The 24,684-nt window shown below is 63.7% G+C and carries 31 protein-coding genes and 1 tRNA gene; 16 read left to right on the top strand and 16 right to left on the bottom strand.

The genetic code is table 11. The features are described 5' to 3' along the window. Positions 1–558, bottom strand: coding sequence for a chemotaxis protein CheW (locus DXH78_RS12645; RefSeq protein WP_115517370.1), 558 nt, complete (start codon positions 556–558; stop codon positions 1–3). Positions 559–1,162: 604 nt separating this feature from the next. Here DXH78_RS12645 and DXH78_RS12640 point away from each other — a divergent pair. The 3 genes from DXH78_RS12640 (at position 1,163) to DXH78_RS12630 (ending at position 3,626) form a co-directional block, all read left to right on the top strand. Further along, on the top strand, positions 1,163–1,741 hold the full coding sequence (locus DXH78_RS12640) for a nitroreductase family protein (protein WP_115517369.1): 579 nt from the start codon (positions 1,163–1,165) through the stop codon (positions 1,739–1,741). Beyond that, positions 1,741–2,346 (top strand): flavin reductase family protein, encoded by a 606-nt coding sequence (locus DXH78_RS12635; RefSeq protein ID WP_115517368.1) that lies wholly within the window; start codon positions 1,741–1,743, stop codon positions 2,344–2,346. Before DXH78_RS12640 ends, DXH78_RS12635 begins: the two co-directional genes overlap by 1 nt. 332 nt (positions 2,347–2,678) lie before the next feature. Beyond that, positions 2,679–3,626 carry a patatin-like phospholipase family protein gene (locus DXH78_RS12630; RefSeq protein ID WP_115517878.1) on the top strand — a complete coding sequence of 316 codons (948 nt, stop codon included), beginning with the start codon at positions 2,679–2,681 and terminating at the stop codon, positions 3,624–3,626. Positions 3,627–3,647: 21 nt separating this feature from the next. Here DXH78_RS12630 and DXH78_RS12625 read toward each other — a convergent pair whose 3' ends face one another. Next, complete coding sequence (locus DXH78_RS12625) at positions 3,648–4,079, bottom strand: CBS domain-containing protein (RefSeq protein ID WP_115517367.1); 432 nt, start codon at positions 4,077–4,079, stop codon at positions 3,648–3,650. 217 nt (positions 4,080–4,296) lie between these two features. Next, on the bottom strand, positions 4,297–5,046 hold the full coding sequence (locus DXH78_RS12620; protein ID WP_115517366.1) for a rhomboid family intramembrane serine protease: 750 nt from the start codon (positions 5,044–5,046) through the stop codon (positions 4,297–4,299). Between the two features lie 222 nt (positions 5,047–5,268). On the opposite strand from DXH78_RS12620, the gene DXH78_RS12615 reads away from it, so the two are divergent. The 4 genes from DXH78_RS12615 to DXH78_RS12605 all read left to right on the top strand — a co-directional run bounded on the left by DXH78_RS12615 (position 5,269) and on the right by DXH78_RS12605 (position 7,817). After that, complete coding sequence (locus DXH78_RS12615; protein WP_168192795.1) at positions 5,269–5,943, top strand: PAS domain-containing protein; 675 nt, start codon at positions 5,269–5,271, stop codon at positions 5,941–5,943. 101 nt (positions 5,944–6,044) lie between these two features. Beyond that, positions 6,045–6,668, top strand: a complete 624-nt coding sequence (locus tag DXH78_RS12610; protein WP_115517365.1) for a PilZ domain-containing protein — start codon at positions 6,045–6,047, stop codon at positions 6,666–6,668. A gap of 35 nt (positions 6,669–6,703) precedes the next feature. Next, positions 6,704–6,826, top strand: coding sequence for a hypothetical protein (locus DXH78_RS20250; protein WP_283805621.1), 123 nt, complete (start codon positions 6,704–6,706; stop codon positions 6,824–6,826). A 322-nt stretch (positions 6,827–7,148) separates the two neighbouring features. Continuing rightward, on the top strand, positions 7,149–7,817 hold the full coding sequence (locus tag DXH78_RS12605; protein ID WP_115517364.1) for a transglutaminase-like cysteine peptidase: 669 nt from the start codon (positions 7,149–7,151) through the stop codon (positions 7,815–7,817). A gap of 152 nt (positions 7,818–7,969) precedes the next feature. Here the strand turns inward: DXH78_RS12605 and DXH78_RS12600 are convergent, their stop codons facing one another. Beyond that, positions 7,970–8,500: a gamma carbonic anhydrase family protein gene (locus DXH78_RS12600; protein WP_115517363.1), complete on the bottom strand. Its 531-nt coding sequence runs from the start codon at positions 8,498–8,500 to the stop codon at positions 7,970–7,972. A gap of 90 nt (positions 8,501–8,590) precedes the next feature. Further along, complete coding sequence (locus DXH78_RS12595) at positions 8,591–8,917, bottom strand: DUF6949 family protein (protein ID WP_115517362.1); 327 nt, start codon at positions 8,915–8,917, stop codon at positions 8,591–8,593. Between the two features lie 106 nt (positions 8,918–9,023). Here DXH78_RS12595 and DXH78_RS12590 point away from each other — a divergent pair, with 106 nt between their 5' ends. Next, positions 9,024–9,764, top strand: a complete 741-nt coding sequence (locus tag DXH78_RS12590; RefSeq protein ID WP_168192794.1) for a hypothetical protein — start codon at positions 9,024–9,026, stop codon at positions 9,762–9,764. Positions 9,765–9,885: 121 nt separating this feature from the next. Here DXH78_RS12590 and DXH78_RS20135 read toward each other — a convergent pair whose 3' ends face one another. The 4 genes from DXH78_RS20135 to DXH78_RS12565 all read right to left on the bottom strand — a co-directional run bounded on the left by DXH78_RS20135 (position 9,886) and on the right by DXH78_RS12565 (position 13,290). After that, complete coding sequence (locus DXH78_RS20135) at positions 9,886–10,305, bottom strand: DUF3126 family protein (RefSeq protein ID WP_245416806.1); 420 nt, start codon at positions 10,303–10,305, stop codon at positions 9,886–9,888. 84 nt (positions 10,306–10,389) lie between these two features. Further along, on the bottom strand, positions 10,390–11,217 hold the full coding sequence (cysE, locus tag DXH78_RS12575) for a serine O-acetyltransferase (RefSeq protein WP_115517360.1): 828 nt from the start codon (positions 11,215–11,217) through the stop codon (positions 10,390–10,392). Between the two features lie 117 nt (positions 11,218–11,334). Beyond that, complete coding sequence (locus tag DXH78_RS12570; protein WP_115517359.1) at positions 11,335–12,087, bottom strand: alpha/beta fold hydrolase; 753 nt, start codon at positions 12,085–12,087, stop codon at positions 11,335–11,337. Positions 12,088–12,153: 66 nt separating this feature from the next. Then, complete coding sequence (locus tag DXH78_RS12565) at positions 12,154–13,290, bottom strand: hypothetical protein (RefSeq protein WP_210209544.1); 1,137 nt, start codon at positions 13,288–13,290, stop codon at positions 12,154–12,156. A gap of 253 nt (positions 13,291–13,543) precedes the next feature. Between DXH78_RS12565 and DXH78_RS12560 the strand changes: the two genes are divergently transcribed. The 6 genes from DXH78_RS12560 (at position 13,544) to DXH78_RS12535 (ending at position 17,563) form a co-directional block, all read left to right on the top strand. Continuing rightward, on the top strand, positions 13,544–13,789 hold the full coding sequence (locus DXH78_RS12560) for a zinc-finger domain-containing protein (protein WP_115517357.1): 246 nt from the start codon (positions 13,544–13,546) through the stop codon (positions 13,787–13,789). A 15-nt stretch (positions 13,790–13,804) separates the two neighbouring features. Next, a complete protein-coding gene (locus DXH78_RS12555) occupies positions 13,805–15,010 on the top strand; it encodes an FAD-dependent monooxygenase (RefSeq protein ID WP_115517356.1) in 1,206 nt (401 codons plus the stop codon). A gap of 23 nt (positions 15,011–15,033) precedes the next feature. Continuing rightward, positions 15,034–16,056, top strand: a complete 1,023-nt coding sequence (locus DXH78_RS12550) for a methionine synthase (RefSeq protein WP_115517355.1) — start codon at positions 15,034–15,036, stop codon at positions 16,054–16,056. Between the two features lie 128 nt (positions 16,057–16,184). Next, on the top strand, positions 16,185–16,700 hold the full coding sequence (locus DXH78_RS12545; RefSeq protein ID WP_115517354.1) for a YeeE/YedE thiosulfate transporter family protein: 516 nt from the start codon (positions 16,185–16,187) through the stop codon (positions 16,698–16,700). Positions 16,701–16,718: 18 nt separating this feature from the next. After that, positions 16,719–17,339: a YeeE/YedE thiosulfate transporter family protein gene (locus DXH78_RS12540; RefSeq protein ID WP_245416805.1), complete on the top strand. Its 621-nt coding sequence runs from the start codon at positions 16,719–16,721 to the stop codon at positions 17,337–17,339. Between the two features lie 29 nt (positions 17,340–17,368). Beyond that, positions 17,369–17,563: a YgaP family membrane protein gene (locus tag DXH78_RS12535; protein ID WP_115517352.1), complete on the top strand. Its 195-nt coding sequence runs from the start codon at positions 17,369–17,371 to the stop codon at positions 17,561–17,563. Between the two features lie 59 nt (positions 17,564–17,622). On the opposite strand, the gene DXH78_RS12530 is transcribed toward DXH78_RS12535, so the two are convergent. Further along, positions 17,623–17,934, bottom strand: a complete 312-nt coding sequence (locus DXH78_RS12530) for a metal-sensitive transcriptional regulator (protein ID WP_115517351.1) — start codon at positions 17,932–17,934, stop codon at positions 17,623–17,625. A gap of 46 nt (positions 17,935–17,980) precedes the next feature. Between DXH78_RS12530 and DXH78_RS12525 the strand changes: the two genes are divergently transcribed. Beyond that, positions 17,981–20,323, top strand: coding sequence for a heavy metal translocating P-type ATPase (locus DXH78_RS12525; protein ID WP_115517350.1), 2,343 nt, complete (start codon positions 17,981–17,983; stop codon positions 20,321–20,323). Between the two features lie 12 nt (positions 20,324–20,335). Continuing rightward, on the top strand, positions 20,336–21,331 hold the full coding sequence (locus DXH78_RS12520; protein ID WP_115517349.1) for an FG-GAP repeat domain-containing protein: 996 nt from the start codon (positions 20,336–20,338) through the stop codon (positions 21,329–21,331). Here the strand turns inward: DXH78_RS12520 and DXH78_RS12515 are convergent. From DXH78_RS12515 to DXH78_RS12490, 6 genes are all read right to left on the bottom strand, one after another. Next, positions 21,328–21,495, bottom strand: a complete 168-nt coding sequence (locus tag DXH78_RS12515) for a Thivi_2564 family membrane protein (RefSeq protein ID WP_168192652.1) — start codon at positions 21,493–21,495, stop codon at positions 21,328–21,330. The two genes, DXH78_RS12520 and DXH78_RS12515, sit on opposite strands and share 4 nt — an antisense overlap. Positions 21,496–21,586: 91 nt before the next feature. After that, positions 21,587–21,985 (bottom strand): hypothetical protein, encoded by a 399-nt coding sequence (locus DXH78_RS12510; protein WP_115517348.1) that lies wholly within the window; start codon positions 21,983–21,985, stop codon positions 21,587–21,589. 84 nt (positions 21,986–22,069) lie between these two features. Beyond that, on the bottom strand, positions 22,070–22,702 hold the full coding sequence (locus DXH78_RS12505; protein WP_115517347.1) for a PAS domain-containing protein: 633 nt from the start codon (positions 22,700–22,702) through the stop codon (positions 22,070–22,072). Positions 22,703–22,904: 202 nt separating this feature from the next. After that, positions 22,905–22,991 (bottom strand) — tRNA-Leu (locus DXH78_RS12500). A gap of 228 nt (positions 22,992–23,219) precedes the next feature. Continuing rightward, positions 23,220–23,726, bottom strand: coding sequence for a xanthine phosphoribosyltransferase (gene gpt / locus DXH78_RS12495; RefSeq protein ID WP_115517346.1), 507 nt, complete (start codon positions 23,724–23,726; stop codon positions 23,220–23,222). 94 nt (positions 23,727–23,820) lie between these two features. After that, positions 23,821–24,576, bottom strand: coding sequence for a competence/damage-inducible protein A (locus tag DXH78_RS12490; protein WP_115517345.1), 756 nt, complete (start codon positions 24,574–24,576; stop codon positions 23,821–23,823). Positions 24,577–24,684 lie beyond the last annotated feature (108 nt).

The following is a 24,684-nucleotide window of genomic DNA, read 5'->3' as shown; positions in this document are numbered from 1 at the left end:
TTAGTGTTGACCTTCGTCGGCCTGTACGCAGACCAGATCCGGTAGATTGATCAGCGCGATCATGACGCCATCGTGCGTTACAAGCCCGGCAAGGAAATCGTTCTGCAGACCATTGCCCGTGCGCGGCACTTTCTGAATTTGCGATGTCTCGACGGAGACGATATCGAGCACACGGTCGCCAATCAGGCCGACCTGACGCCCGCCAATCTGCACGATGATGACGATGTGCAGCGGCGTGGTTTCGGTCAGGCCCTGACCGAAACGGCAACGCAGGTCGACGATCGGGACAATAGCGCCGCGAAGATTGAGAACGCCGCGCACATATTCGGGCTGCTTCGGCAGATGCGTGATATCGGACCAGCCCTTGATCTCGCGCACCGCCATGATGTCGACGCCGTACTGGTCGTTGCCGATGGCGAAGCTGATGAACTGGATTTGCGCCGCGCCGGTTGCATCGCTCGCAGCAACGCTGTTGGCCCAGTCACTAGATACCGCTACCGCGGCCTCTGAAGCAGATACCGCTGTTGCAGCGTCTGAAGTAGATGAAAGCTGGCTCATGGACTTTCTGTCTCTGCCTGGCGCTCGCAGTCCGTGCATGGCGGTTGTTTAAAACCAGACGGACTAGCAAGACGCGTGATGTGAGATCGCGATCACGACCTCGCATTAGAGATAACAGGCAGTTCTATTAAAATTGTTTATAGCGCCTCCATTGCCGAATGAATTTGCGTTTAGGATGGTGACTTCAGGTTTCATATTGGTCAGGCGCAACCACCAAAACTGTTTATTCCGGCATGTGACTACCACTCGTTCAAAAAAGAAGAACGGCACGAATTCCACATTATTAAACTACGATTCTTCTCGGGCGCACGGCGGCAGCAAAACGAATCACTTGAACAAATCGGATCGGTTCTCAGAGCTTGAATTCGTAGTGAACGGCATATTGTCGCAGTCGCAGACACGAACCATGATGCAGACGCAACCGGTTGCAGATCGAAGGCCATGAAGGCCGGTGGCGGACCGGCGCCTGTCGCGACGCGGCGGGAGACGTCTTCAACTTCTTGCCGGTATCTGGTTGCGGTAAAGCGCGGCGCCGACTATCTGGGTATTGCCCCTTAGCCACCGCACAACCGTCTTCACCCTGCGCTGTTTCTCGAAAGCCCCCATGCCCGACGCCTTAGAACTTCTCAAAACCCGCCGTTCCGTGAAGCCGATCGAAATGACCGGCCCCGGCCCTTCCTCTTCAGAAATTGAAACGCTGCTCACCGTCGCTTCGCGTGTACCGGACCACGGCAAGCTCGCGCCCTGGCGTTTCATCGTCTTTGCCGGCGATGCACGCCTCGCCGGCGGCGACAAAATTGCCGCCGTGTTTCGCGGCACCCGCCCTGATGCGACGCCCGACCAGATCGAATTCGAGCGCCAGCGCCTCGCCCGCGCGCCGCTCGTTGTCGCGGTGATCAGCCGCGCTGCACCGCATGCGAAAATCCCGGAATGGGAGCAGCAGATGTCCGCCGGCGCCGCTTGCATGAATCTGCTCACCGCAGCGCATGCCATGGGTTATGTCGGCAGCTGGCTCACCGAATGGTTCGCCTTCGACCGCGCCGCGATGAGCGCCCTCGGCCTTGCCGATCACGAGCGCGTCGCCGGCTTCGTCTATATCGGCAAGGCGGTGAAGCCACCGGAAGATCGCGAGCGGCCGAGGCTCGACACCATCGTGACCTATTATGGCGGGACGCCCGGCTGATGTTCTACGAACCGGACAAGCGCGACCGCAACATCCTGCCCCACGATCCATTCAAGGCGATCGTCGCGCCACGGCCGATCGGCTGGATCACGTCGATGAATGCCAAAGGCGAGATCAACCTCGCGCCCTACTCGTTTTTCAACGGCGTCAACAGCCGGCCCAATCTGGTGATGTTCGCCAGCGAAGGCCACAAGGATTCGGTCGCCTTCATCGAAGAGACCGGCGAGTTCGTTTGCAACCTGGCGACTTACGATCTGCGCGACCAGATGAACGAAACTTCGGCACCGCTGGCGCGCGGCGAGAACGAGATGATCCGCGCCGGTCTTGCCCCGGCGCCGTCGCGCATCGTCAAGCCGCCGCGCGTCGCCGCAAGCCCCTGCGCGCTGGAATGCAAGATGACCAAAATCGTTGCCATGCAGGACATCGCAGGGGCGGCCGTCGATTGCCACGTCGTTTTCGGCCAGGTCGTGGGCGTTTACATCGACGATCGCTTTCTCAAGGACGGCATTCTCGACACGGCAGCCATGCGTCCCATCGCCCGCTGTGGCTACAGCGATTATGCCGTCGTCGACAGCCTGTTTTCGATAACCCGCCCCACACGCTGACCCGATTTTTTGCCTTAAGCCCTTGAACCAATGAGGCGTCGCAGCATTGTTCCGGGCCGGCTCCTTAACCCTAAGGTAACGGCCCCGGCGCAGGCTTGCGATGTCACCGTTCTGTCATTCGACTCTGGCTGCCATATCGGCCCCGCCATTGTTTTACGGCCGGGCATTCACCAAATGCGGGGCAATGACTTGTCTCGCGACCCGAGCCGGCCCGATCATGAGGCCCGGATCTAAGGAGTTCAGGCTTGGTGTTTGAGGGATTCTTCGCACGGGCCCATAGCGGCGACGACCGCGCGGCCGACGCGACCGAGACGGCGGCGAAACCCGACAAGATCAGGCCGACGATCGGTCTTGCGCTCGGTGGCGGGGCCGCCCGCGGCTTCGCCCATATTGGTGTCATCCGCACTCTGGCCGCGCACGGCATCGTTCCTGACGTCATTGTCGGCACCTCCATCGGGGCCGTGGTCGGCGGCTGCCATGCGGCCGGCCAACTCGACAATCTGGAAACCTGGGCGCGCAGCCTGACCACGCGCAGCGTGATGAGCTATCTCGACATCAGCCTGTCGGGCTCGGGACTGATCGGCGGCAACCGGCTGGCCAGCAAGCTCACCGAAGGGCTTCAGGATACGCGCATTGAAGACCTGCCGATGCGCTTTGCCGCGATCGCCACCGAATTCAGCACCGGGCACGAGATCTGGTTGACGCGCGGCCGGCTGTCCAACGCGCTGCGCGCTTCCTATGCCCTGCCCGGCATTTTCCCGCCGGTAAAGATCGGCGGCCGCTGGCTCGTCGATGGCGCGCTGGTCAATCCGGTGCCGGTATCGGCGGCGCGCGCGCTCGGCGCCCGCGTCGTCATCGCCGTCAACCTCAATGCCGACCTGTTCGGTCGCGGCACCATCATCGCGGACCACGGCTCTGACGAGAAGGACGACCCGCCGCCGGTGCCTGAAGTGCAGCACGGCCTGCGGGCGCTGTTCGGACGTGAAGCCTCATTGCGGCGCAAGCTGTTCGGCGATCACGGCCGCCCCGGCATCCCGACGGTGATGGTGGAGGCCTTCAACGTAATGCAGGACCGCATCACGCGCGCGCGGCTGGCCGGCGATCCGCCGGACGTGCTCATCAGCCCGCGTCTCGGCTCCATCGGCTGGTTCGATTTTCACCGCAACAAGGACGCCATTGCGGTCGGCGTCGATGCTGCGGAAAAGGCGCTCGAAACCGTCACCGAGGCGATCGAGAGCCTGTCGCAGCCTTATGAAGCCGGCGTGAGCGGCGGCAAGTAAGCCGCCGCTGCTGGTCAGCGATCACGCCGTCTGGATGTAATCGCGCATCGCTGCGGCGTCGCTCTCGATTTCCTGCACGCGCGATTTGACGACGTCGCCGATCGAGATGACGCCGATCAGGCGATCAGACTTCAGCACCGGCATGTGGCGGAACTTGCCCGCCGTCATTCGCTCCATCAGGTCGGAAATAGAGTCGTTCTCGCCGCAGGTGATCACATTGCGTGTCATCACCTGCCCGACCGGAATGGCGAGCGCCGACGCGCCATGCTCGGCGACGGCGCGCACGATGTCGCGTTCCGACAGAATGCCGGACAGACGCCCGCCGGCGCCGCAAATCACGACCGCGCCGATACGATGCTTGCTGAGGAGTTTTGCGGCGGCCGCAAGATCGGCCGTCGGTTCGATGCTGATAATGTCGCCGCCCTTAGCGGCCAGAATCGTCTTCACGTTCATGGCAGCCTCCTGAATTCCCGAAAGCTCCAAACGCGAAGCTTCAAGAGCCTGGTCAGGCCAACCCGCTTGACCGCGCTCTCGTCGTCCGAGTCTCGGGTCCGATGTAACGATCAGGCCGCGACAGCTGTTCCGTCAAGCGGCGTGGCGTCGCAAGTTACGCTGCATTGCGACATAGTCTGTGCGAATAGCGGGAACCGCAGCAGCGATCAGCCTTGAATCAATGCAATGTGACGTCGTCGCGCGGCTCCACCTCGGATACGACCGGGTCGAACCACGAAAACAGCAGAAGTCCGGCGAGGAAACCGCCGATATGCGCCTGCCAGGCTACAACCTCATCGCTGCCGGTCAGTGGCGACGACCACAGGCCGAAGAGGATGTTGATACCGAACCAGACGCCGACAAACAGCAACACCCGCGGATCGCTGAACGCGCCGCTCAGCGACAGCGCCGGCACGCGATAGGCATCGTCGTCGGTATTGCGCCACATCCCGAGCGGACCGCCGCGCTGAAAGGCAAAGCGCATGGTCGCCGCCATCGCGCCGGAGATCGACGCCGAAGCACCGACCATCGGCGCGATCGAACCCGCATTGGTGACGAGATGCATCGCTGCGCCCGCCGCCGCGGTCACCGCGAAGAAGACCAGGAAGCGCACCGTACCGAAGCGGCGCGCCAGCGGCGAGCCGAAAGCCATCAACCACACCGCATTGACGGCGAGGTGCATCCAACTGCCATGCAGCAGGGCGTAAGTGACGAAGCTCCACACCTCGGCGCCTGAGCCGCCGGGAAAGACACCGCCTGAAACCGGCGTCGCATCATAGCGCGCCGGAATGAACGCGAAGTCGAGCAGCACCCAGATGTCCTGTTGCTGCGTGATAAACCATTCGCGCACGCCATGGATGAGCGCGAGCACACCCAACAAGCTGACGATGACGGTGGGGAGATTGAACAGCGGTTCGCGTTGTTGCACGAGCTATTTCCGTTACCAGCGCTGGAGTTAAGGCTTTCGCGAAGGCGCTGCAAGCACGCTTGCGGCGATTTTAACGCTAACGCACCGCACTTTAGCCAAACCGCCCGGCGCGGCACGCGCCCTGCTCAGAACATAGCGAGCGTGGCGTTTGGCCCCCGATCTGTCCCGAACGGGCACAACGGAGAAGGCCGGACGTCTCGCCACGGCACAGGGTGGCGCGTCATGAAGCACATATCATCGCAAGCGGTTTACGCTTACTGGAACGAAAAGCGCGGCGCCCGGCCGGCGCCGGAGCGCGGCGACATCGATCCCGCCGATATCCGCCGGGCGCTTGGCGACACGGTGATGCTCGCCGCCGACTTCGTCGATCGCTGGCGGTTTCGCCTCGCCGGCACCCGCGTCTGCGCCCTGTTCAATCGCGAGATCAAAGGCGAGGCCCTCACCACGCTGTGGCGCGAGGACGACCAAAGGACAATCGAGGCGCTCGCCGTCACCCTGACAGAGGAGCATGTCGGCGCCGTCCTGGGGCTCACCGGTCTTGCCGCCGATGGCGCCGAGGTCGATCTGGAAATGCTGCTCCTGCCTCTCGCCAACAAAGGCCATGCCCGTATTCGCGCGCTCGGCGTCCTGGCGCCCTTGTCTGTGCCGTTCTGGCTGGGCTCGAAACCGGTGACCGAACTGCACCTGACCACATTGCGTCATGTCGGCCCGGAGGTCGAAGCCTTTGCCAACGGACCGGCGCTGGCGCCGGCACAGGCCCCGATTGCGGGCGCCCTGCTGACAGAACCGACTGCCGCCGACTATCCGCTGGCCTTGCGCGACGGCGGCCGGATGCGCCGTGGTTTCGTTGTTTACAGTGGCGGCCGCGAAATCCCGCCGAAATCGAGTTCCGACTGACCGGCATTCGTCGGAGCGGGTTACCAGCTAACCGCGCATTAACGATACAGCCATAGGGTCATGGGCAGCGTGAGACACGCCCTCCTAGAGTCCATTCGCCCATGGCGTTGCCGTTGACCCAACCGAGAATTCTGCCGCTGGCCGACGAGCGACGGCGGCACCAGCGCGTCAAGGTCAACCTGCTCGGCCGCTATATGCTGGCCGACCGCAATGAATATCCCTGTCAGGTCGTGAACATGTCGCCCGGCGGCATGGCGCTGGTGGCGCCGGTCATGGGCAATGTCGGCGAGCGCGTCATCGCCTATGTCGATCACCTCGGCCGGCTTGAAGGTCAGATCGCCCGCCTGCTGGACAACGGTTTCGCCATGACCATCTCGGCGACCGCCCGCAAGCGCGACAAGCTCGCCGCCCAGCTCACCTGGCTGGCCAACCGGCAGATTCTCAATCTGCCGGAAGATCGCCGCCATGGCCGTTTCACGCCAAAGAATTCCCGCGCTCGCCTCATTCTGCCGAACGGCCAGAACATCACCTGCCGGGTCATCGACCTGTCGGCGTCGGGCGCCGCTGTGTCCGTACCGCGCGAACTCCTGCCGCCGGTCGGCTCCGCTGTCACCCTCGGCAAGACGCCGTGCCGCGTCGTCCGCCATATCGAGGACGGCTTCGCGGTCGAGTTCAGCCGGCTGCAGCACCCGGACTTCATCGAAGACAACGTCACCGGCGACTAAAACCGGGTTTTCCGAACCGTCCATCGACAAACGCCGTGGCCGCCGCCGCGGCGTTCGGCTTTTTGGCGCACCGCATCCGCGGCCTGAAGCGTTCGTTCTGGCGGCACGCCGACGGCATCATCGCGGCATGGTCAGCGATCAATGTTCGCAGCCGCTAAAATTGTGCGGATTTTAGCCGGCGCCGACAGCGGATTTTCCGCGTTCAAACGCGGGGCTGCTGCGGCCGGCCGGCCTCCGGCACGGTAAACCACGCCGCTTCGCGGCAGCAATTTCACCTGGTTTTGCTGGCCAAACGATCCTAATGCCTCAAGTTTTAGACAAATCGTATTCATTCGATTTTTATTCGAATTAGACTTCAGTTTTCAAAGTATTCGCATCTCATTTGACGACAACTCCATTTAATACTTAGAATTCTATTTCAGAGCGGCGAAAAACATCTTTGCGAATGTTGTCCCGGGACAAATGGGAAGGGACAACACCATGATTACATCAGGCAAAGGCTGTATTCGCATCGCCAATACTGTAGCGATCGCGGCCGCCGCGCTGACGATTTCATTCTCAGCCGGTTTTGCCGGCGACCGCGTTGCCTCGCTCGGCAACAGCGCTGCTGCGAACCGTCCGGTCTTCGCCACCGTCGGCGAAGCGACCCGCGCGCCGATCGGCTGGATCGACTTCTGCCAGGAATACAAAGGCGAGTGCGACACCAAGGCGTCCGCGCCGCGCGACATTGTACTGACCTCGAAGGCCTGGGACGACCTTGTGAAGGTCAACAACTGGGCAAACCAGTCGATCAAGCCGGTGACCGACATCGAACACTGGGGCGTGGTCGAACGCTGGAATTATGGCGAGGACGGCTACGGCGACTGCGAAGACTATGTTCTCGTGAAACGCCGCATGCTCACCCAGGCCGGCTGGCCGCGTGAGGCATTGCTGATCACTGTCGTGCGCGACAAGCGCGGCGACGGCCATGCGGTGCTCACGGTCAAGACCGATCGCGGCGAGTTCATTCTCGATAACCAGGAAGCGCAGATCCTGCCCTGGACCCAGACTGGCTACAAATTCGTCAAGCGTCAGTCGCAGGCCGATCAGAATGCATGGGTGTCGCTCGGCGAGCCGCGCAACGCACCGGCCACTGTCTCGGCTCGATAGAGGAACCCTTGGGGAAAGTCTGTCGTAACAAACAATCTCGGTGAGGATACGCGGTCCCGGTCACGTCCCCACCCCTCCCGTCCCCAGACCGGGAACGCGCGCGGCCAGGCTCCCCCAAGCCTGGCCGCAACTTTTTATAAACAGCGCAGCTCTCACCCGATCCGTTTCAGGCCCTTGGCATACTGCTTCGAGCGCTGGACGTAGTGGTCGGCGCCGCCGCGGATCATCGCCAGCATCTTGTCATCGAGCGTGCGGATGGCGCGCGCCGGGGCGCCGACGATCATCGAATTATCGGGGAAGCTCTTGCCCTCAGTCACCAGCGCGCCGGCGCCGACCAGCGAGTTGGCGCCGATCTTCGCGCCGTTGAGCACGACGGCGTTCATACCGATCAGCGAATTGTCGCCGATGGTGCAGCCATGCAGCATCACCTGATGACCGATGACGCAATCCTTGCCGATCGTCATCGGATAACCCATGTCGGTGTGCAGCGTGCAATTGTCCTGGATCTGGGAGCCCTCACCGAGCTCGATCCATTCATTGTCGCCGCGCAGCACCGCGCCGAACCAGACGCTTGAATTGCGCCTGAGCCGCACGCGGCCGATCAGCACGGCGGTCTCGGCCACCCAGTAGTCGCCCTCGGCCGGAAATTCCGGGGCCTGTCCGTCGAGTTCATAAATCGGCATGTCGCACTCCCTGTCAGGGGCGCGAGTTAGCCCGGAAGATCGCCGAAATGGAAGTGGCCGGCGCGTCGTTTCGCCGTCGTAAACGCAGCGTCAGACCACGCCGCAGGCGCGCAGACTCATCACCAGCACCTGCCCCGACATCAGGCTCCAGAAGCCGGCAATGATCGTGGCCAGGAAAACGAACTGGAACTGACGCGCCTCATGACGCGCGCCCATCAGCGTGTTGCGCATGATCAGGAACGGCGCGGCGACGATCAGCAGGGGCACGGCGGCGAGCGCCTGCGCGCTCGGGCCCTTGGCCAGCATGGTGAAGCTCGGCAGCCGGCTGGTCGCGAGCTGAAAGGCCGAACACGACAGCCCCGCCACGGCAAAGCCGAAGGCGAGGGCCAGAAGCATCTGCATGGATTCCGGGGTCATCGACGCCTCAACGCGATACGAGGCTTTGAAGTACCTCGCACCGCGCCGGACCCGCCAGCCATTCCTTAACGGATGGTTAACCCCTTTACGAAACGTTAACCAAGCCATGGCACTTCAGAGGACCATGGCCAGCATCGCGCATCACCCCGCATCCCGGCGTCGGCCGCACAAGCGCCGACCGCATGCCGGACCGCTCGTGGCGCCGGTGGCGGTGTTTGCCGCTGTCTGCGTCGTCGCCGCGGTTTACGTGGCCTATGTGCTGTGGCCGCGGTGGCCCGATGCGCCGGTCGCAACCGATGCGCCGTCTATTCCGATCACCATTGGCGGCACGGTCTTCAATATCGAGCCCGCCGCGGTGCGCATTCCGAGCCAGCGCCACGCCGGCTCGCAGAGCCGCATCGATGTCGCCTATCTGTGGCCATCGCTGATCCCGCCCGACCCGTCGATCAAGGTCATCGACGGCAAGCCGGTCGATCCCAATGAGCGGTTGTTCGCCCTCATCCAGCTCGATGATGGCGCACTGCCCCTCGCCGAGCGGGTGCGCAATATCTATCCGCGCTATCTGTCGAAATCGCAGGCGGCCGGCCCGGAAGGCCTGGTCGTTCATCCCTTCCGCGCCGACACGCCTTACGAAGGCGAAGACCTTGTCTACGATCAGGCGCAGATGGAACGTTTCCTCGCGCGCTGCTCGCGCCAGGGTGTCGCCAATGCCGGCACTTGCCTGCTGGAAAAACGCGCCGGCGCCGCCGACATCACCTTCCGCTTTCCGCGCGAATGGCTGTCCGACTGGCGAAATGTCGCCGCTGGCATCGACAAGGTGATGGCGCGCTGGCGGCCTAACATTTAGCCGTCATTCCGGGGCGCACTGAAAGCGCGAACCCGGAATCCGGAAACAAGCAACGCTGTCGGATTTGGCTGGATTTCAGGGTTCGCGAACGTCGTTCGCGTCCCGGAATGACGGCGAGATATTACTCGCCGGTGTCCTCGAGATCGAAATCGAGGATTGGCAGTTCGAAGATGTAGGACTTGCGGCCGCGTTCGGCTTCGAGGAACAGAACGCCGAGGAATTCTTCGCCGATATAGACCTCGAGCGAATCCATCTTCTTCGGCCGCGTCACGACGCGAATTTTGTCGTTGTTGAACTTGCTGCGCAGATAGGCATTCAGCGTCGGCACCGGCTGCATCGACGGGTCGTTCGAGACCTGGATGACCATGCGGAAGTTATACGACTTCTCGCCCTCGTCTTCATCGGATGTCAGTTCGCCGAGATCGTCCTCGCCGGCGAAGACTTCGGCCATGTCGTCGGACTTCGGCACCACGCGAATGGTCTGGTTGCCGAAGATCTTCTTCAGATAGGCGTCGAGCTTTGATACTTCCTGGACGTCCACCGGGCCGCTCCTTGAACAAATCGTATTGTCGCAGCTAGTTGCCCGATTGGACGCCGGAGCGCAACCCGTCAGGATGACGCCCGTTCAGCCATCCAGCATGATACCGGACAGCATCTGATCCATGGTCCGCGACGGCTCGGAGCAGCCGGCTTCACCGACCACCCGGGCCGGCACGCCAGCCACCGTAACGTTATTCGGAACCGGCTTGATCACCACCGAACCGGCGGCGATGCGCGCGCAGCGGCCGATCTCGATATTGCCGAGAATCTTGGCGCCCGCGCCGATCATCACGCCCTGACGGATCTTGGGATGGCGATCTTCGTTTTCCTTGCCGGTGCCGCCGAGCGTGACGTCGTGCAGGATCGAAACATTGTCGTCGATCACTGCGGTCTCGCCCACGACGAGCCCGGTCGCATGATCGAGGAAGATGCCGCGGCCGATCTTCGCCGCCGGATTGATGTCGCACTGGAACGCGGCCGACGACCGGCTCTGCAGATACAGCGCGAAATCCTTGCGGCCCTTGCCGAGCAGCCAGTGCGCCAGACGATGCGTCTGGATGGCATGGAAGCCCTTGAAATAAAGCAGCGGCTCGATGAGCCGGTTGGCGGCCGGGTCGCGGTCGATGGTGGCGACGATATCGGCCCTGAACTCTTCGCCGAGCGCCGGACGATCCTCGATGGCATCGCTGAACGCCTGGCGAATGAGATCACTCGACACGTCCGCATGCTCGAGCCGCTGGCTGACGCGATGTGCCACCGCCGTCTCCAGCGTGTCGTGGTGCAGGATGTTCTCGTAGATGAAGCTGGCGAGTTCCGGCTCGCGCCGCACGATGTCTTCGGCTTCGGTGCGAATGCGGGTCCAGACGGGATCGACGGAATTCAGGCCTTTGGGCCGGGTCTGATGCAGCGCCATAGAATATTATTCTCCGAATGCCTCTCAATCTCTCAGATATTCCTTAGCACACCCGGCGCCAGAGAACACCCGAAGAACAAGCCGGCTTTTTTGCGAAGCGCAGATGTGCGCCAAGTATCAAGGACGCAGGTTAAGGAACTCAAGAACACCGGCTTTGTAGACCTTGTCGCCGACCGCCAGCATGTGGTCGCGGTCCGGGATATCGAGCGCCTTCGCACCCGGGATCAGCGCCGCCAGATCATGCGCAGAACCCGCCACATCGTCCTTGGTGCCGATGGCAATCAAGATTGGCGGCTTCAGCGACGAGAACTCCTCGCGCGTCATGACCTGACGCGAACCGCGGATACAGGCGGCCAGCGCCTTACGATCCGATTTGGTCTGCTCCGCAAACGCACGGAAGACGCGGCCTTGCTTATCGGAGACATCGTCGAGCGACGGCGCTTCCAGCGCATCGGCAATGGTGGTCGGCAGCCCGACGCCGTCGATCAGGTGCATGCCAAGACCGCCCATGATGGCCGAGCGCACGCGCTCGGGATGCTTGAGCGCGAGAAATGCGGTGATGCGTGCGCCCATCGAGTAGCCCATGACGTCAGCACGCGCGATGCCCAGGTGATCCATCAGCGCGCGCACGTCGTCGGCCATCTTGGCCGTGTCGTAGTCGGCCGGATCGTACAGCTTCTGCGACGCGCCATGGCCGCGATCGTCAAGCGCGATGACGCGAAAGCCGGCGCGTGTCAGCGTCGTGACCCAGCCCGGATTGACCCAGTTGATTTCCTTGGTCGAGGCAAAACCGTGCACCAGCACGATCGGATCGCCCGCTCCTTCGTCGAGATAGGCGATGTCGACGTCACCGTTCTTGAAGCTGGGCATGTGCTGACAATCCTGGATCGTTTTCCGCCGGCGCTCCTTAAACCGGCTGCTCACGCTGCGCAAATCTCACACCGGAAAGGCCGCGTCGGCCTCACGCTCCATCCGCCGGCGCTTGCGATAGCGGAAGTAGCGCCGCGCCCCGCGCTCGGTCGCACTCTTGAGCGAAGCGATAAACATCGTAAGCGTGAACAGCGCGCTGACGATCCATGTCGTGAGATTGAAAGCAGCGAGCGACAGCGCGATGGCGCCGCGGCCTGCGGTCTTCAGGATCGCGCGCGTGCGGCTGCCTGTCTTCTCGGCGAGCTTGGCAACACGCGCCACCTCGGCCGGACTTTCCGCGATCTTTAGGCCGTCGAGTGCGGCTTGCGTGCCTGCTTTGGCCTGAACGCGCCCGACATTGCGCGCCATATCGACCAGCCCGTCGGCGCGTTCCAACTTCACCGCATCACGCGCCGCGCGCACGGCAAGCTGTGGCTCTGTGATCGAAAAGCTGGCGGCGGCCCGGCGCAACGCCGGCCCGTCGACGACGCCGCGCAGCATGCGCGACACGCGCGCGGCAAGCCCGGCGCTGAGGCGCCCCGTCTTACGCGCAACTTTCGCCACGGTGAGCCCGACCCGCGCCGGTGCGGCGAGGCCACCGGTCGCATAAGTGCCGGCGGTGATCGCCAGGCCGACGCAGGCCAGCCCGAGAATGAGTTCGTCGGCCTCCTGCCCGCTCGCCAGCCGCGCGCCTTCGCGCACCGCATCGCGGATGTCGCCGAAGACGAACAGATCGCCCAGGGCGGTGCCGGCAAGCCCCGGCATGTCGCTCGGCTCGCCGGTGACCAGACCGTAGGCGAAGCTCTGCGCCGCATGGCCCGCGCTTGCGTCCTCGGCAACCGCGACATTGACCTTGTCGGCCAGACCCGGCGCCAGTGTCACCTGCCGATCGGCGGCGAGATCGACAAAGCTCTTGGCGAGATCGCTGTCTTTGGCCGCCAGGGCCGATTCGATTTCGCGGTTCGCCAGATCGCTGTTGAAGCTGGCGGCCAACGCCCGCTCGGCGATCGCCTCCGGATCATCCTCGATCGAGAACAGGTGACCGGCCTCGAAGCCGCGCGGCACCACATAGACGCCGGCCGCCGCCAGCAGCACGGCGACAAGCAGAACTGGCGCCAGCCTGTGCTGGCGCAGCAGCCGCTTCTGCACATCTTGAGGGGCCAAACCTGCCGAGTCGCGCATGCCATCCGACCGAATGAAGTAACGGTAACGATGCCGCCTGGGGATTACCCGCCATGGTCCGGCGTCTTACGCCCTGATGCCGACGGAAAACCCAGCCGAATCAACACAGTTCCACCGAATCCCGCACCAAGCCTAACGAAGCATCACCGCTAGATATATGGTGGGCGCCTCGCTATGGTGCGGGCGCAAATCGGTTCCTTTAAGGCGACGGCAGAAGGCAAGAAGGCGAGGCGTTATGGCGGAGCACGTTGTCCCCCACTTCCAGAACGATCCGGGCGTCCCGGTGATCGAAGTCGGCGCCAAGGAGTTCATGTGCGTCGGCGCCACGCCGCCTTATGACCATCCGCATGTCTTCCTCGATATGGGCGCGGACAGCGAAATCATCTGCCCCTACTGCTCGACGCTCTATCGTTTCAACGCCTCGCTCGATCCGCACGCCGCGATACCGGCCGCCTGCGCCTATCGGCTCGTCGCGGCCTAACTCCGGATTCGCATCTTGGCGCCTTCGCGTCACGTCATCGTCGCAGGCGCCGGCATTGCCGGTCTGACCACCGCGATGACTTTGTCGCGCGCCGGCTTCCGCGCCACCGTGCTCGAACAGGCGGCGAAGCTGGAAGAGACCGGCGCCGGCATTCAGCTCTCGCCGAACGCCACCCGCATCCTCTTCGAACTCGGCCTGCGCGACCGGCTCGAGCCCCATGTCGTCAAACCGCAAATGATCCGCGTGATGTCCGGCGGCTCGGGCCGCGAAATCGCGTGCATTCCCCTCGGTGACCTCGCCGAACGCCGCTACGGCGCGCCGTTCTGGGTCATTCATCGCGGCGACCTGCAGGCCGCCCTGCTCGATGGCGCGCGCGGCATGATCGACATCGACATCAAACTCGATCATCGCTTCGACGACTTCGCCAGCCATGCCAACGGCATCACCGTGCAGGCGTTTCGCGGCAAGCAACTGGTTGACGAGCGCGGCGCGGCGCTGATCGGCGCCGATGGCATCTGGTCGGCGGTTGGCGACAAGCTCAAGAGCCACCGCAAGCCCGTCTTCGCACATCGCACGGCCTGGCGGACGCTGGTGCCCGCCGACAGCGTCCCCGACTATCTCCGCGCGCCGGTGGTTCATCTCTTTCTCGGCATGGATGCCCATCTCGTCGCCTATCCGGTCAAAGCCGGCGCCCTCGTCAATCTGGTCGGCATCGTCAACGACGATTGGAATGAGCGAGGCTGGAACGCGCCCGGCGACCGCACCGAGATTCTGCGGCGCTTTGCCCGCTTCACCTGGGCGGAATCGGTGCGTGAACTGATCGGCATTCCGCAGCGCTGGCTCAAATGGGCGCTGTTCGACAATGCCACCCCCTTTGCCGGCGGCGCCGGTGCGGTGACGCTGGTCGGCGATGCCGCGCATCCGATGCTGCCGTTCCTCGCGCAAGGCGCCGGCATGGCGATCGAAGACGCGGCCGTGCTCGCCGACACGCTGAAAAAACACAGCGAAAATCCGGCGGCCGGCCTGCGGGCCTATGAAAGGTTGCGCCGCGCCCGCACCGCGCGGGTCCAGCGCACCGCACGCCAGCAAGGCTCGATCTATGGCCGCACCGGACCCGAAGCGGTCGCGCGCAATCTTGTGATGCGTCTGATCGGCGGCGAACGCCTACTGAAGCGCTACGATTGGGTCTATAACTGGCGGCAGGATCAAGGCGCCGTTTAATAGCGCTGCAGAGGGAGGCGTCGATGCTGTTTCCGACCACCATTGCCGGCAGCTTGCCGAAGCCATCATGGCTCGCCGAGCCGGATAAACTGTGGCCGAAGTGGCGGCTCGACGGCGCTGACCTAGCCCAGGGCAAGCTCGACGCCACGCTGCTGATGATCAAGCTGCAGGAAGATGCCGGCATCGACATCGTCTGCGACGGCGAGATGTCACGCCAGCATTTCGTCCACGGCTTCCTCGATTATGTCGATGGCATCGATACCCAGAACAAGGTCGAGATGGGCATCCGTGCCGATCGCTACAAGGCGATGGTGCCGGTGGTGCGCGGCGCGCTGACGCTCAAGGGCCGCGTCCACGAGGCCGAGACCCGGCACGCCCGCACCCACACGGCGCGCAAACTCAAAGTCACCCTGCCCGGCCCGATGACGATTGCCGATACCGTCGCCGACGCCCATTACGGCGACAAGGTGAAAATGGCCTTCGCCTTCGCCGATCTTCTCAACGCCGAGGCCCGCGCGCTGGAGAAAGACGGCGTCGACGTCATCCAGTTCGACGAGCCGGCCTTCAACGTCTTCATGGATGAGGTGCCGACCTGGGGTATTGAGGGACTTCATCGCGCGATTGACGGCCTCAAATGCACGACCGCCGTCCACATCTGTTACGGCTACGGCATCAAGGCCAATATCGACTGGAAGAACTCGCTCGGCGAGGAATGGCGGCAATACGAGAAGATCTTCCCGGCGCTGGCGAAGAGCAAAGTCAATCAGATTTCGCTCGAAGCCATCAACTCGCGTGTACCGCTCCACCTTCTGTCGCTGCTCGAAGGCAAGGACCTGCTGGTCGGCGTCATCGATGTCGCGACCGACATTGTCGAGACGCCGGACAAGGTCGCCTCCGTCATCGCCGACGTGATGAAATACGTGCCGAAGGACCGCATCGTCTGCTGCACCAATTGCGGCATGGCGCCGATGCACCGCCCGATCGCCGAGGCCAAGCTCAAGGCGCTGGGCGACGGGGCCAAACTGGCGCGGCAGCGGTTCGGCTGACTTCTCCACAGCCTTCACGTCCGCGCGAGGGTTGATCCAGGTCAATACGGGTTCGATGGCGGAGATATATTCGTTTCTCCATATGTGATTGCGCGCCGCGCCCGCGCGTTGCCGATGGAGGATTCGCCATGCTCAGCCAGAAAGCCTGGTCGCCTTACCTTGCCGGCGTCGTTATCGGACTTCTGCAAATCCCCGCCTTCCTGCTGATCGAAACCGCGCTCGGCGCGTCGTCGTCCTATGTCAGCATTGGCGGCCTCATCGCTTCGTGGCTCGACCCATCCGCGGTGAAGATCGACTACATCGCCAAACACATCGCTGCGACCGGCAAGAACTGGTGGCAGGTCGCCCTCGTCATTGGTGTCGCCATTGGCGCCTTCCTGTCGATGAAGATGTCGGGCGCGAAGCGCGCGCCGATCTCGCCGATCTGGCGCCGCGCGCTCGGCAACTCGTCACCCGCCAAACGCTACGCCGTCGCCTTTGCCGGCGGCTTCCTGATGCTGGTCGGTGCCCGCATCGCCGACGGTTGCACCAGCGGCCATGGCCTCTCGGGCATGGCGCAACTTGCCGTCGGCTCGACCGTCGCCGTCGCCGCCATGTTCGCGGGCGGCATCGCCACGGCGATGCTGCTGCTCCGCCGTATCTGATTTTCAAGGAGATCAATCATGACTCTCACTTCCGCGATCGTCATCGGCATCGTGATGGGAATCGTGTTCGGCTTCGCGCTAGAGAAATCGCGCGTGTTCGAGCCCGGCATCATTGTCGGCCAGATGCAGATGCGTAACTTCATCATGCTCAAGGTATTCCTCACCGCCGTCGCGACCGGTGCGGTGGTGCTCGCCGTGCTCAACGGCTTTGGTTACGTCAAGCTCGCGCCGAAGGCGGCGATGTACTACGCCGACATCATCGGCGGTCTCATCCTTGGCGCCGGCATCGCACTCGCCGGCGCCTGCCCGGGCACGACGTTGGCACAGGTCGGCGCCGGCTATCGCGACGCTTTGTTCACGTTGGTCGGCGGGCTGTTCGGCGCCGTCGCCTATTCATACGCCGAGCCGACGCTGACCAAGACCTTTCTCGGCCAGTCGAGCGGCAAGCTGATCTTCAGCCAGCTCTTCGGCATCCCCTACTGGGCCGGCGCGCTTGGTCTTGCTGCCGTTCTGGTCGTGGTTCTCATCGCGCTCGAAGCCTGGCGCCCGTGGCGCGACGACATGGGCAACGATGTTGACGGCGACCTCGCTACGGAGCAGCGTGCGCGTCCGGACCTCCACGTCGTTCCTGCGGAATAGAGCGTACGAATTAACAAGGAGAGACCGTTATGGCTGCCAATGTCGGAATGATCGACCGCCTCGCGCGGGTCGTTGTGGGCATCGCCCTCATCGCTTTCGCGCTCGGCTATATCGCCCCGGGCACAAGCTGGGCCTGGGTCGGCTGGATTGGCGTGGTGCCGATTCTCACCGCGGTGTTCGGCTATTGCCCCGCCTACAGCATCGTCGGCTGCTCGACGAAGTAATGTAACTGATTGTCAGTCCGGGTTCGCGGCCTTCGGCCGCGCCCCGGAATGACGCGTCTCTACCGTCCCGCCCGGCCCATGACGTCCATCAACTCCGCGACCTTGCGGCGCTGGTCGGCCTTGTCGCCGGAGGCGATGGCGTGCTCGACGCAATGCGCGACATGCTCGCGCAGGATTTCCTCTTCCACCTTACGCAAGGCGGCGCGCGCGGCGGCGATCTGCGTGACAATGTCGATGCAGTAGCGGTCCTCGTCGACCATGCGCGCGATGCCGCGCACCTGGCCTTCGAGCCGGCCGAGCCGCTTCAGGGTGTCGGCCTTGTGGCTAGAACCGTGATGGGTCGCATGAGCGGACTTGCTGTGCTTTGCCATAGGCTCTATATACCCCCCTAGGGTATATCTTGCAAGGCACGCGCATATGAGCGACCACACCCATCACGATCACTGCGGCCACGATCATCATCAGGGGCCGGCCGCGAATTCCGCCATCGATCCGGTCTGCGGCATGACCGTCGACCCGCACACGGCCAAGCATCGCGCCGAGCACAATGGCCGCACTTATTACTTCTGCAATCCCGGCTGCCGGACCAAGTTCATCGCCAATCCTGAGAAGTATCTTGGGCCGCGCGAAGCCGAGCCCATCGTCGAAGGCGCCATCTACACCTGTCCGATGCATCCCGAGATCCGGCAGGAAGGCCCCGGCTCCTGCCCGATCTGCGGCATGGCGCTCGAACCCGAAATCGCCACCGCCGACACCGGCCCCAACCCCGAACTCCTCGACTTCACGCGCCGCTTCTGGATCGGTCTGGCGCTGACGCTGCCGGTCTTCGTACTCGACATGGGCGCGCATCTGTTCGGCGAACACAACTGGGTCGATCCAAGGCTGTCGAACTACATCCAGTTCGCCTTCGCCACACCGGTCGTACTGTGGGCTGGCTTTCCGTTCTTCGAGCGCGGCTGGCAATCGCTGGTGACGCGCAACCTCAACATGTTCACGCTGATCGCGATGGGCACCGGCGTCGCCTATCTCTACAGCGTCGTCGCCACCTTCGCGCCTGGCATCTTTCCCCAGGCGTTCCGCGGTCACGGCGGCGCCGTTGCCGTCTATTTCGAAGCCGCTGCGGTGATCACCGTGCTGGTGCTCGTCGGCCAGATGCTGGAGTTGCGCGCACGTGAGGCGACCTCCGGCGCCATCAAGGCTCTGCTTAACCTCGCGCCGAAGACGGCCCGTCGCGTCAAGGACGACGGCGGCGACGAGGAAGTCGCGCTCGACGCCATCGCCGCTGGCGATAAATTGCGCGTGCGTCCCGGCGACAAGGTGCCGGTCGACGGCACCGTGCTCGAGGGCCGCTCGTCGGTCGATGAATCGATGGTGACTGGCGAGTCGATGCCCGTCACCAAGGACAAGGACGCACGCGTCATCGGCGGCACCATCAATGCTTCCGGCTCCTTCGTCATGCGCGCCGACAAGGTCGGCCGCGACACGCTGCTCGCACAGATCGTGCAAATGGTCGCAACAGCCCAACGCTCGCGCGCGCCGATCCAGCGTCTCGCCGATCAGGTCGCCGGCTGGTTCGTGCCGGCCGTCGTCGCCATGGCACTCATTGCCTTCGCATCATGGGCGATGTTCGGCCCCGAGCCGCGCCTCTCCTATGGCCTTGTCGCCGCCGTAAGCGTGCTCATCATCGCCTGCCCCTGCGCGCTCGGCCTCGCCACGCCGATGTCGATCATGGTCGGCGTCGGTCGCGGCGCGCAAAGCGGCGTCCTCATCAAGAATGCCGAGGCGCTGGAGCGGCTGGAGAAGATCGACACCCTCGTCGTCGACAAGACCGGCACACTGACCGAAGGCAAGCCCAAGGTCGTCGCTGTGATCGCTGCCGAGGGATTCGATGAGACACAGGTGCTCACCATTGCGGCGTCCGTCGAGCGCGGCAGCGAGCATCCGCTTGCCGCGGCCATCACCAAGGCGGCCGCGGAGCGCCACCTCACCCTCGCCCCGGTGCGCGGCTTCGACTCGCCCGCCGGCAAGGGCGTCATCGGCATGGTGAGCGGCAAACGCATCGCGCTCGGCTCGCCTGCCTTCCTGAAAGAACTCAGCATCGACACCGCGCCGCTGCACGACGACGCCGAAGCACAGCGCCGCGACGGCGCCACGGCGATCTTCCTCGCCGTCAACGGCAAGCCGGCCGGCGTCATTGCCATTGCCGATCCGGTCAAAACCACAACGCCGGAAGCACTGAAGCGGCTGGCGGCTGACAATATCCGCGTCGTCATGCTCACCGGCGACAACCGCACCACCGCTGAGGCGGTCGCAAAGAGGCTCGGCATCACGGAAATCGAAGCCGAAGTTCTTCCGGATCAGAAGAGCGCGGTGGTCGAGAGGCTGACACGCGAAGGCCGCGTCGTCGCCATGGCCGGCGACGGCGTCAACGACGCCCCGGCGCTCGCCGCGGCCGCGGTCGGTATCGCCATGGCCACCGGCTCGGATGTCGCCATCGAAAGCGCCGGCATCACCTTGCTCAGAGGCGACCTCATGGGCATCGTCAAGGCGCGCGCGCTGTCGCAGGCCGTAATGCGCAACATCCGCCAGAACCTGTTCTTCGCCTTCATCTACAACAGTGCCGGCGTACCGATCGCCGCCGGCATCCTTTATCCCGTCTTCGGCCTGCTGCTCTCGCCCGTGGTCGCCGCCACAGCAATGGCGCTTTCTTCGGTCAGCGTCGTCGGCAATGCGCTGCGGCTGCGCGCGGTGAAACTGTAGGATCGTTGCTGAATGCGGATGCTGCGGGGGCTGCTTGTCGTTTTCTTGATCGCTCATGCCGCGGTCGCGCGCGCAGCCGAATGGCACGCCGAGGTCATCAACACGCCGGCGCGCGTCACCGCGATCGACACCGTTGACGGCAAGCCGCGCGTCCTCGCTGGCGGACTGTGGTACGACATCGACATGCGCGGCGGCAAACCGCGCCTTGTCTTCCTCGACGAGATGCGCCGCCCGCAACTCCCGGCCGACGCCCTGCCGGGTGGCAGTGTCGCCACCGGCACCCGCGACATTGCCCGCGCCTGGTTGGCCGCGCCCACGACGCGGTACAAGCACACCGTGCTCGGCGACGACATCGAGGCCGGCAGCATTGTGATCGAAACCGCTGCCGGCGTGCGCCACACCGTCACGCTTGGCGATGACGCAGTGTTCGAGGATCTGGCGCCGCGGCTCGCCGATCTCGACGGCGACGGCCGCGATGAAATCGTCGTGGTGAAATCCTATCTCAAGCGCGGCGCGGCGCTGGCTGTGATCGCGCAGCGTAACGGCCGTTACGGTATCGTCGCCGAGACGCCGCCGCTCGGCGCGCCGAACCGGTGGCTCAATCCGGCCGGCATCGCCGACTTCACCGGCGACGGCAAAATCGACATCGCGCTGGTGCGCCAGCCGCACGTCGTCGGTTCGCTGGAATTATGGACTTATGACAACGGCCGCCTGCGACAAGCCGCGAACCTCGGTGGTTTTAGCAATCATGTCGCCGGCTCGTCCGCACTGAACTTGAGCGCGGTGGCCGATATCGATGGCGACGGCACGCCGGACCTTGCCCTGCCCGCGCTCGACCTCGGCCGCCTGCGCATCGTGTCGTTCAAACCGGCGGCGCGCGAGATCGCCAGCATCCCGCTCCCGTCGACCGTCGCCGGCAATATCGGCGTCATCGCGCGCGAGCACGCGCCGCCGGCGTTCGCTGTCGCGCTCGCCGACGGCACGCTGGTTGTTGTTCGCAATGACTAGAAAACGGCCAGATATTTCAGCAGCGACAGCACGCCGATGATGATGACCACGATGCGCGCGATCTGCTTGGCGCGCCCGTCGATCGGCAGCATATTGATGAGATAAAGCACCAGCACGATCACCAGGAAGGTGATCAGGATGCTGATCAGCAGGCTGATAGCCATGGCAGGAGCCCCGTGTTCGGCGCCGCGTCAGTGCGGCGCTCACGGGCAACAAGTTCCGGTGCGGCGAAAAGTTCCGCCCGCAGGAACCCGCTCAGCGCCGTGCCCCCTGGCCGACACCAGGTGTGTAGACGTCCGGCATCAGGCCGGGCGGCGGCGGATCGCACTTCTTTTCCGTCACCTCGCGGCGCAACTCGTCGATATTGCCGCGCACCTGGCCGTATTCGCCGCTATAGGCCAGCGACGAGACGAGCTGACCACCCGGTGACGCCTCCGCCTTGGCCTTGGCTTGGCGCAGCTCCTTCTCGCGGTCGATATAACCCTTCGCCGTCTGGGCCAATTGGACGCAATCGTAAAGCTGGTACTTGCCCGGCGCGACCAGGAAATTGCCGAGCTTGTCCTCGCGCGGATCGTTGACGCTGCCGCAGGCGGCCAGCAGAAGCAGCATTCCGCCCGCGACTGCGAGGCGCACCGGAAGCTGTGGTTCGGACATTGTCATGCGGCAGTGTCAGTACAACAAAAAGGCTTAAACGAGACTTAGTCGGGCTCGACGGGCGCGCCAATACATCGCCATTGTCTACGCCTCCTCGCTGGAGCGATCGAGTCTCGCCACCATCTCCTGCGTCACATCCTCGACATGGTGCAGAAGCCAGACGATTTCACCGTCCGGGCTTCGGACCGGCGTATTGACCGGTTGCCAGTAGCGCGTCTGAAACGTACCGCTGGCATCCCTGATGTCGTAGCGCTGCACCGCCATAGCATGCGCCTCGCCCGTCTTGACGACGGTCGCGAGGGACTCGAACAGATTGGCCACACCATCGGCCAGCGCATCGTTGGGATTGTCGGGAAACACCTCGAACAGGGGCTTGCCGACGACCGCTTCACGGCTGATCAGGGTCGCGGCCGCATAAGCGGGGTTGATATCGACGATCTTCAGTCCCGGACCTGGGTCGATAATCATGTAAGGATGCGGCGAGCTGTCGAAATTTGGCTGAAAGAATTGTTGGGCATCCACCGCCTGCGGCTGTTGCCGGCGACGACGACGATAGGCATCGATATCCGCGCCGTCGGCTTCGGAAAGGGTGAGCGCAAGATCGCGTCGTGCGGCAAGGAGCAGCTTTTGCAGCGTACCGCAAAGAATCGGGTCTGCCGCCGCCTTGAGAAGATTCTCAAAATGAAAGACGTTCTGCTGGCAAATATAGCGTCGCATCTGGGCCCACGATTGCCATTGGCAGGCTTGCTGCACTCGACCGGTGCGAGATGGCGGTACGCCTTGCAGCCGTCAGTATACTATGTCGGTATGTCATTCGCTACTGTTTGACAATACCGGCCTGTTAATCCACTGAAAGCCGCCCCCGGCCGCTGCCGCGCCCCCGGCGCGCGCCATGCGCTTGACCTGCGAATAAACAAAATGGTGCGGACGGAGGGAGTCGAACCCTCACGGGCTTACGCCCAACGGATTTTAAGTCCGGTCTGTCTACCGGTTCCAGCACGTCCGCATCATTTCGTCATCCGCCGTCACGGCGGAGGACATCCGGCGCGAACGGCGGCGAGACGCTAGTTCTCTAATAACGAGCCCATGATTTTTGGCAGCGGGACGCGCCGCGTCACGCGCTGCTGCCAAGTGCCAAATCGATCAGCCAAAATCATCGGAAGCCTCTGTTGGCGCAACTATGGCACGGCACCTGGCGATTTGCCCAGCCGCCCCGCCTTTCGCCTCAAAAACGTCAATCGCCGCCGGCGCGGATCGGCGGCACATAGGACAGTCCGGTGTCCCACGGAAAGTAAATCCAGGTGTCCTGCGACACTTCGGTGATGAAGGTGTCGACCAGCGGCCGGCCCATCGGTTTGGCATAGACGGTGGCGAAATGCGCCGCCGGCAATATCTCGCGCACCACACGCGCGGTCTTGCCGGTGTCGACGAGGTCGTCGACGATCAGTACGCCCTTGCCCTGCCCGCGCATCGAAGTGATTTCCGGGCCGACGCCCTTCATCACCTTGATGTCGCCCTGGTTCTTGTAGTCGTGATAGCTGGCGATGCACACCGTCTCGATGATGCGCACATTGAGCTCGCGCGCCACGATCGCCGCCGGCACCAGGCCGCCGCGCGTGATGCAGACGATGGCCTCGAACGGCCCGGCCTCGTGCAACCGCCAGGTCAGGGCGCGGGTGTCGCGGTGAAACTGGTCCCAGGAGACGGGAAAGACTTTGTCGGGTCGCGGGGCGTCGCTCATCGTGTTCTCTTTGGATCGTTTCGCTCTGGGATCGTTTGCCTCGACCGTCTTCTGCGAGTCGATGTTTCGCTTCGTATTAGAACCGTTCCGCCGCTCAACCGGCGGCGAGCTGCGCGCGCACTCTCGTCAGCATCGCTTCGACCGCGGCCTTCACTTCCCCGAGACGCTGCGGATCGCGCGAGCGCACCACGATATTCGTGTTCGGCCCGCCTTTCTCGTCCATGAACGGGTAGCTGCCGATAATCGCGTCGGGATGGGCCTTGGCGATCAGGCCGAGTTCGGTGCCGACATCGCCTTCGCGCGCGTCCGCGCGAATGCTTTCCGACAGCATCTTGACGCCGGTCTTCAGTTTCGGCGCCACCTCGTCGAGCATCGCCTGCATCACCGCCGGAATGCCGGCCATGGTGATGACGTTGCCGATCCAGAAGCCCGGCGCGCCGGACACCTTGTTGTGCACCAGCGTCCCGCCCTTGGGGATGCGCGTCATGCGCATGCGCGCTTCATTGAGTTCGCCGCCGATCTTGGCGATGCGCTCTTTCATGATCGCAATCGCCTCGGGGTGGAACTCGAGTTCGACGCCGAAGGCCTTGGCGATGCAGTCGGCGGTAATGTCGTCGTGGGTTGGGCCGATGCCGCCGGTGGTGAAGACGTAATCGTAAGCGCCGCGCAGCGCATTGAGCGCCGAGACAATGGCGGACTCGTCGTCGGACACGACCCGCACTTCCTTGAGGTCGATGCCCAGCGCGGTCATATAGTCGGCGATGTAGCCGATATTCTTGTCTTTGGTGCGGCCAGAGAGAATCTCGTCGCCGATCACCAGCACGGCCGCGGTGACGATCTCGGCGGTCATGGAGGCTCCCTGCGGGGCGCACACCGATCAGCCGATGGCGCAATGTCTGCGGTTAAAGCACGAACCGCCGACCGCCGGAAGCGGCCGCCCGGCTTGTTCACCGCCGCT

This window comes from Undibacter mobilis, from assembly GCF_003367195.1.
Taxonomy (GTDB): Bacteria; Pseudomonadota; Alphaproteobacteria; order Rhizobiales; family Xanthobacteraceae; genus Pseudolabrys; species Pseudolabrys mobilis.
Note: the sequence above shows the minus strand (reverse complement) of the source record. Positions and strands in the feature narration are given on the sequence as shown.

Excerpts from the sequence above, each read along its gene's own strand:
- DXH78_RS12590 (WP_168192794.1), top strand. The coding sequence starts at position 9,024 with ATGGCACTTCAGAGGACCATGGCCAGCATCGCGCATCACCCCGCATCC.
- DXH78_RS12570 (WP_115517359.1), bottom strand. The coding sequence starts at position 12,087 with ATGCCCAGCTTCAAGAACGGTGACGTCGACATCGCCTATCTCGACGAA.
- DXH78_RS12540 (WP_245416805.1), top strand. The coding sequence starts at position 16,719 with ATGACTCTCACTTCCGCGATCGTCATCGGCATCGTGATGGGAATCGTG.
- DXH78_RS12505 (WP_115517347.1), bottom strand. The coding sequence starts at position 22,702 with ATGCGACGCTATATTTGCCAGCAGAACGTCTTTCATTTTGAGAATCTT.
- DXH78_RS12525 (WP_115517350.1), top strand. The coding sequence starts at position 17,981 with ATGAGCGACCACACCCATCACGATCACTGCGGCCACGATCATCATCAG.
- DXH78_RS12530 (WP_115517351.1), bottom strand. The coding sequence starts at position 17,934 with ATGGCAAAGCACAGCAAGTCCGCTCATGCGACCCATCACGGTTCTAGC.
- DXH78_RS12515 (WP_168192652.1), bottom strand. The coding sequence starts at position 21,495 with ATGGCTATCAGCCTGCTGATCAGCATCCTGATCACCTTCCTGGTGATC.
- DXH78_RS12490 (WP_115517345.1), bottom strand. The coding sequence starts at position 24,576 with ATGACCGCCGAGATCGTCACCGCGGCCGTGCTGGTGATCGGCGACGAG.
- DXH78_RS12605 (WP_115517364.1), top strand. The coding sequence starts at position 7,149 with ATGATTACATCAGGCAAAGGCTGTATTCGCATCGCCAATACTGTAGCG.
- DXH78_RS12560 (WP_115517357.1), top strand. The coding sequence starts at position 13,544 with ATGGCGGAGCACGTTGTCCCCCACTTCCAGAACGATCCGGGCGTCCCG.
- DXH78_RS12550 (WP_115517355.1), top strand. The coding sequence starts at position 15,034 with ATGCTGTTTCCGACCACCATTGCCGGCAGCTTGCCGAAGCCATCATGG.
- DXH78_RS12600 (WP_115517363.1), bottom strand. The coding sequence starts at position 8,500 with ATGCCGATTTATGAACTCGACGGACAGGCCCCGGAATTTCCGGCCGAG.
- DXH78_RS12625 (WP_115517367.1), bottom strand. The coding sequence starts at position 4,079 with ATGAACGTGAAGACGATTCTGGCCGCTAAGGGCGGCGACATTATCAGC.
- DXH78_RS12520 (WP_115517349.1), top strand. The coding sequence starts at position 20,336 with ATGCGGATGCTGCGGGGGCTGCTTGTCGTTTTCTTGATCGCTCATGCC.
- DXH78_RS12640 (WP_115517369.1), top strand. The coding sequence starts at position 1,163 with ATGCCCGACGCCTTAGAACTTCTCAAAACCCGCCGTTCCGTGAAGCCG.
- DXH78_RS12615 (WP_168192795.1), top strand. The coding sequence starts at position 5,269 with ATGAAGCACATATCATCGCAAGCGGTTTACGCTTACTGGAACGAAAAG.
- DXH78_RS12510 (WP_115517348.1), bottom strand. The coding sequence starts at position 21,985 with ATGTCCGAACCACAGCTTCCGGTGCGCCTCGCAGTCGCGGGCGGAATG.
- DXH78_RS12595 (WP_115517362.1), bottom strand. The coding sequence starts at position 8,917 with ATGACCCCGGAATCCATGCAGATGCTTCTGGCCCTCGCCTTCGGCTTT.
- gpt (WP_115517346.1), bottom strand. The coding sequence starts at position 23,726 with ATGAGCGACGCCCCGCGACCCGACAAAGTCTTTCCCGTCTCCTGGGAC.
- cysE (WP_115517360.1), bottom strand. The coding sequence starts at position 11,217 with ATGGCGCTGCATCAGACCCGGCCCAAAGGCCTGAATTCCGTCGATCCC.
- DXH78_RS12535 (WP_115517352.1), top strand. The coding sequence starts at position 17,369 with ATGGCTGCCAATGTCGGAATGATCGACCGCCTCGCGCGGGTCGTTGTG.
- DXH78_RS12645 (WP_115517370.1), bottom strand. The coding sequence starts at position 558 with ATGAGCCAGCTTTCATCTACTTCAGACGCTGCAACAGCGGTATCTGCT.
- DXH78_RS12610 (WP_115517365.1), top strand. The coding sequence starts at position 6,045 with ATGGCGTTGCCGTTGACCCAACCGAGAATTCTGCCGCTGGCCGACGAG.
- DXH78_RS12545 (WP_115517354.1), top strand. The coding sequence starts at position 16,185 with ATGCTCAGCCAGAAAGCCTGGTCGCCTTACCTTGCCGGCGTCGTTATC.
- DXH78_RS12635 (WP_115517368.1), top strand. The coding sequence starts at position 1,741 with ATGTTCTACGAACCGGACAAGCGCGACCGCAACATCCTGCCCCACGAT.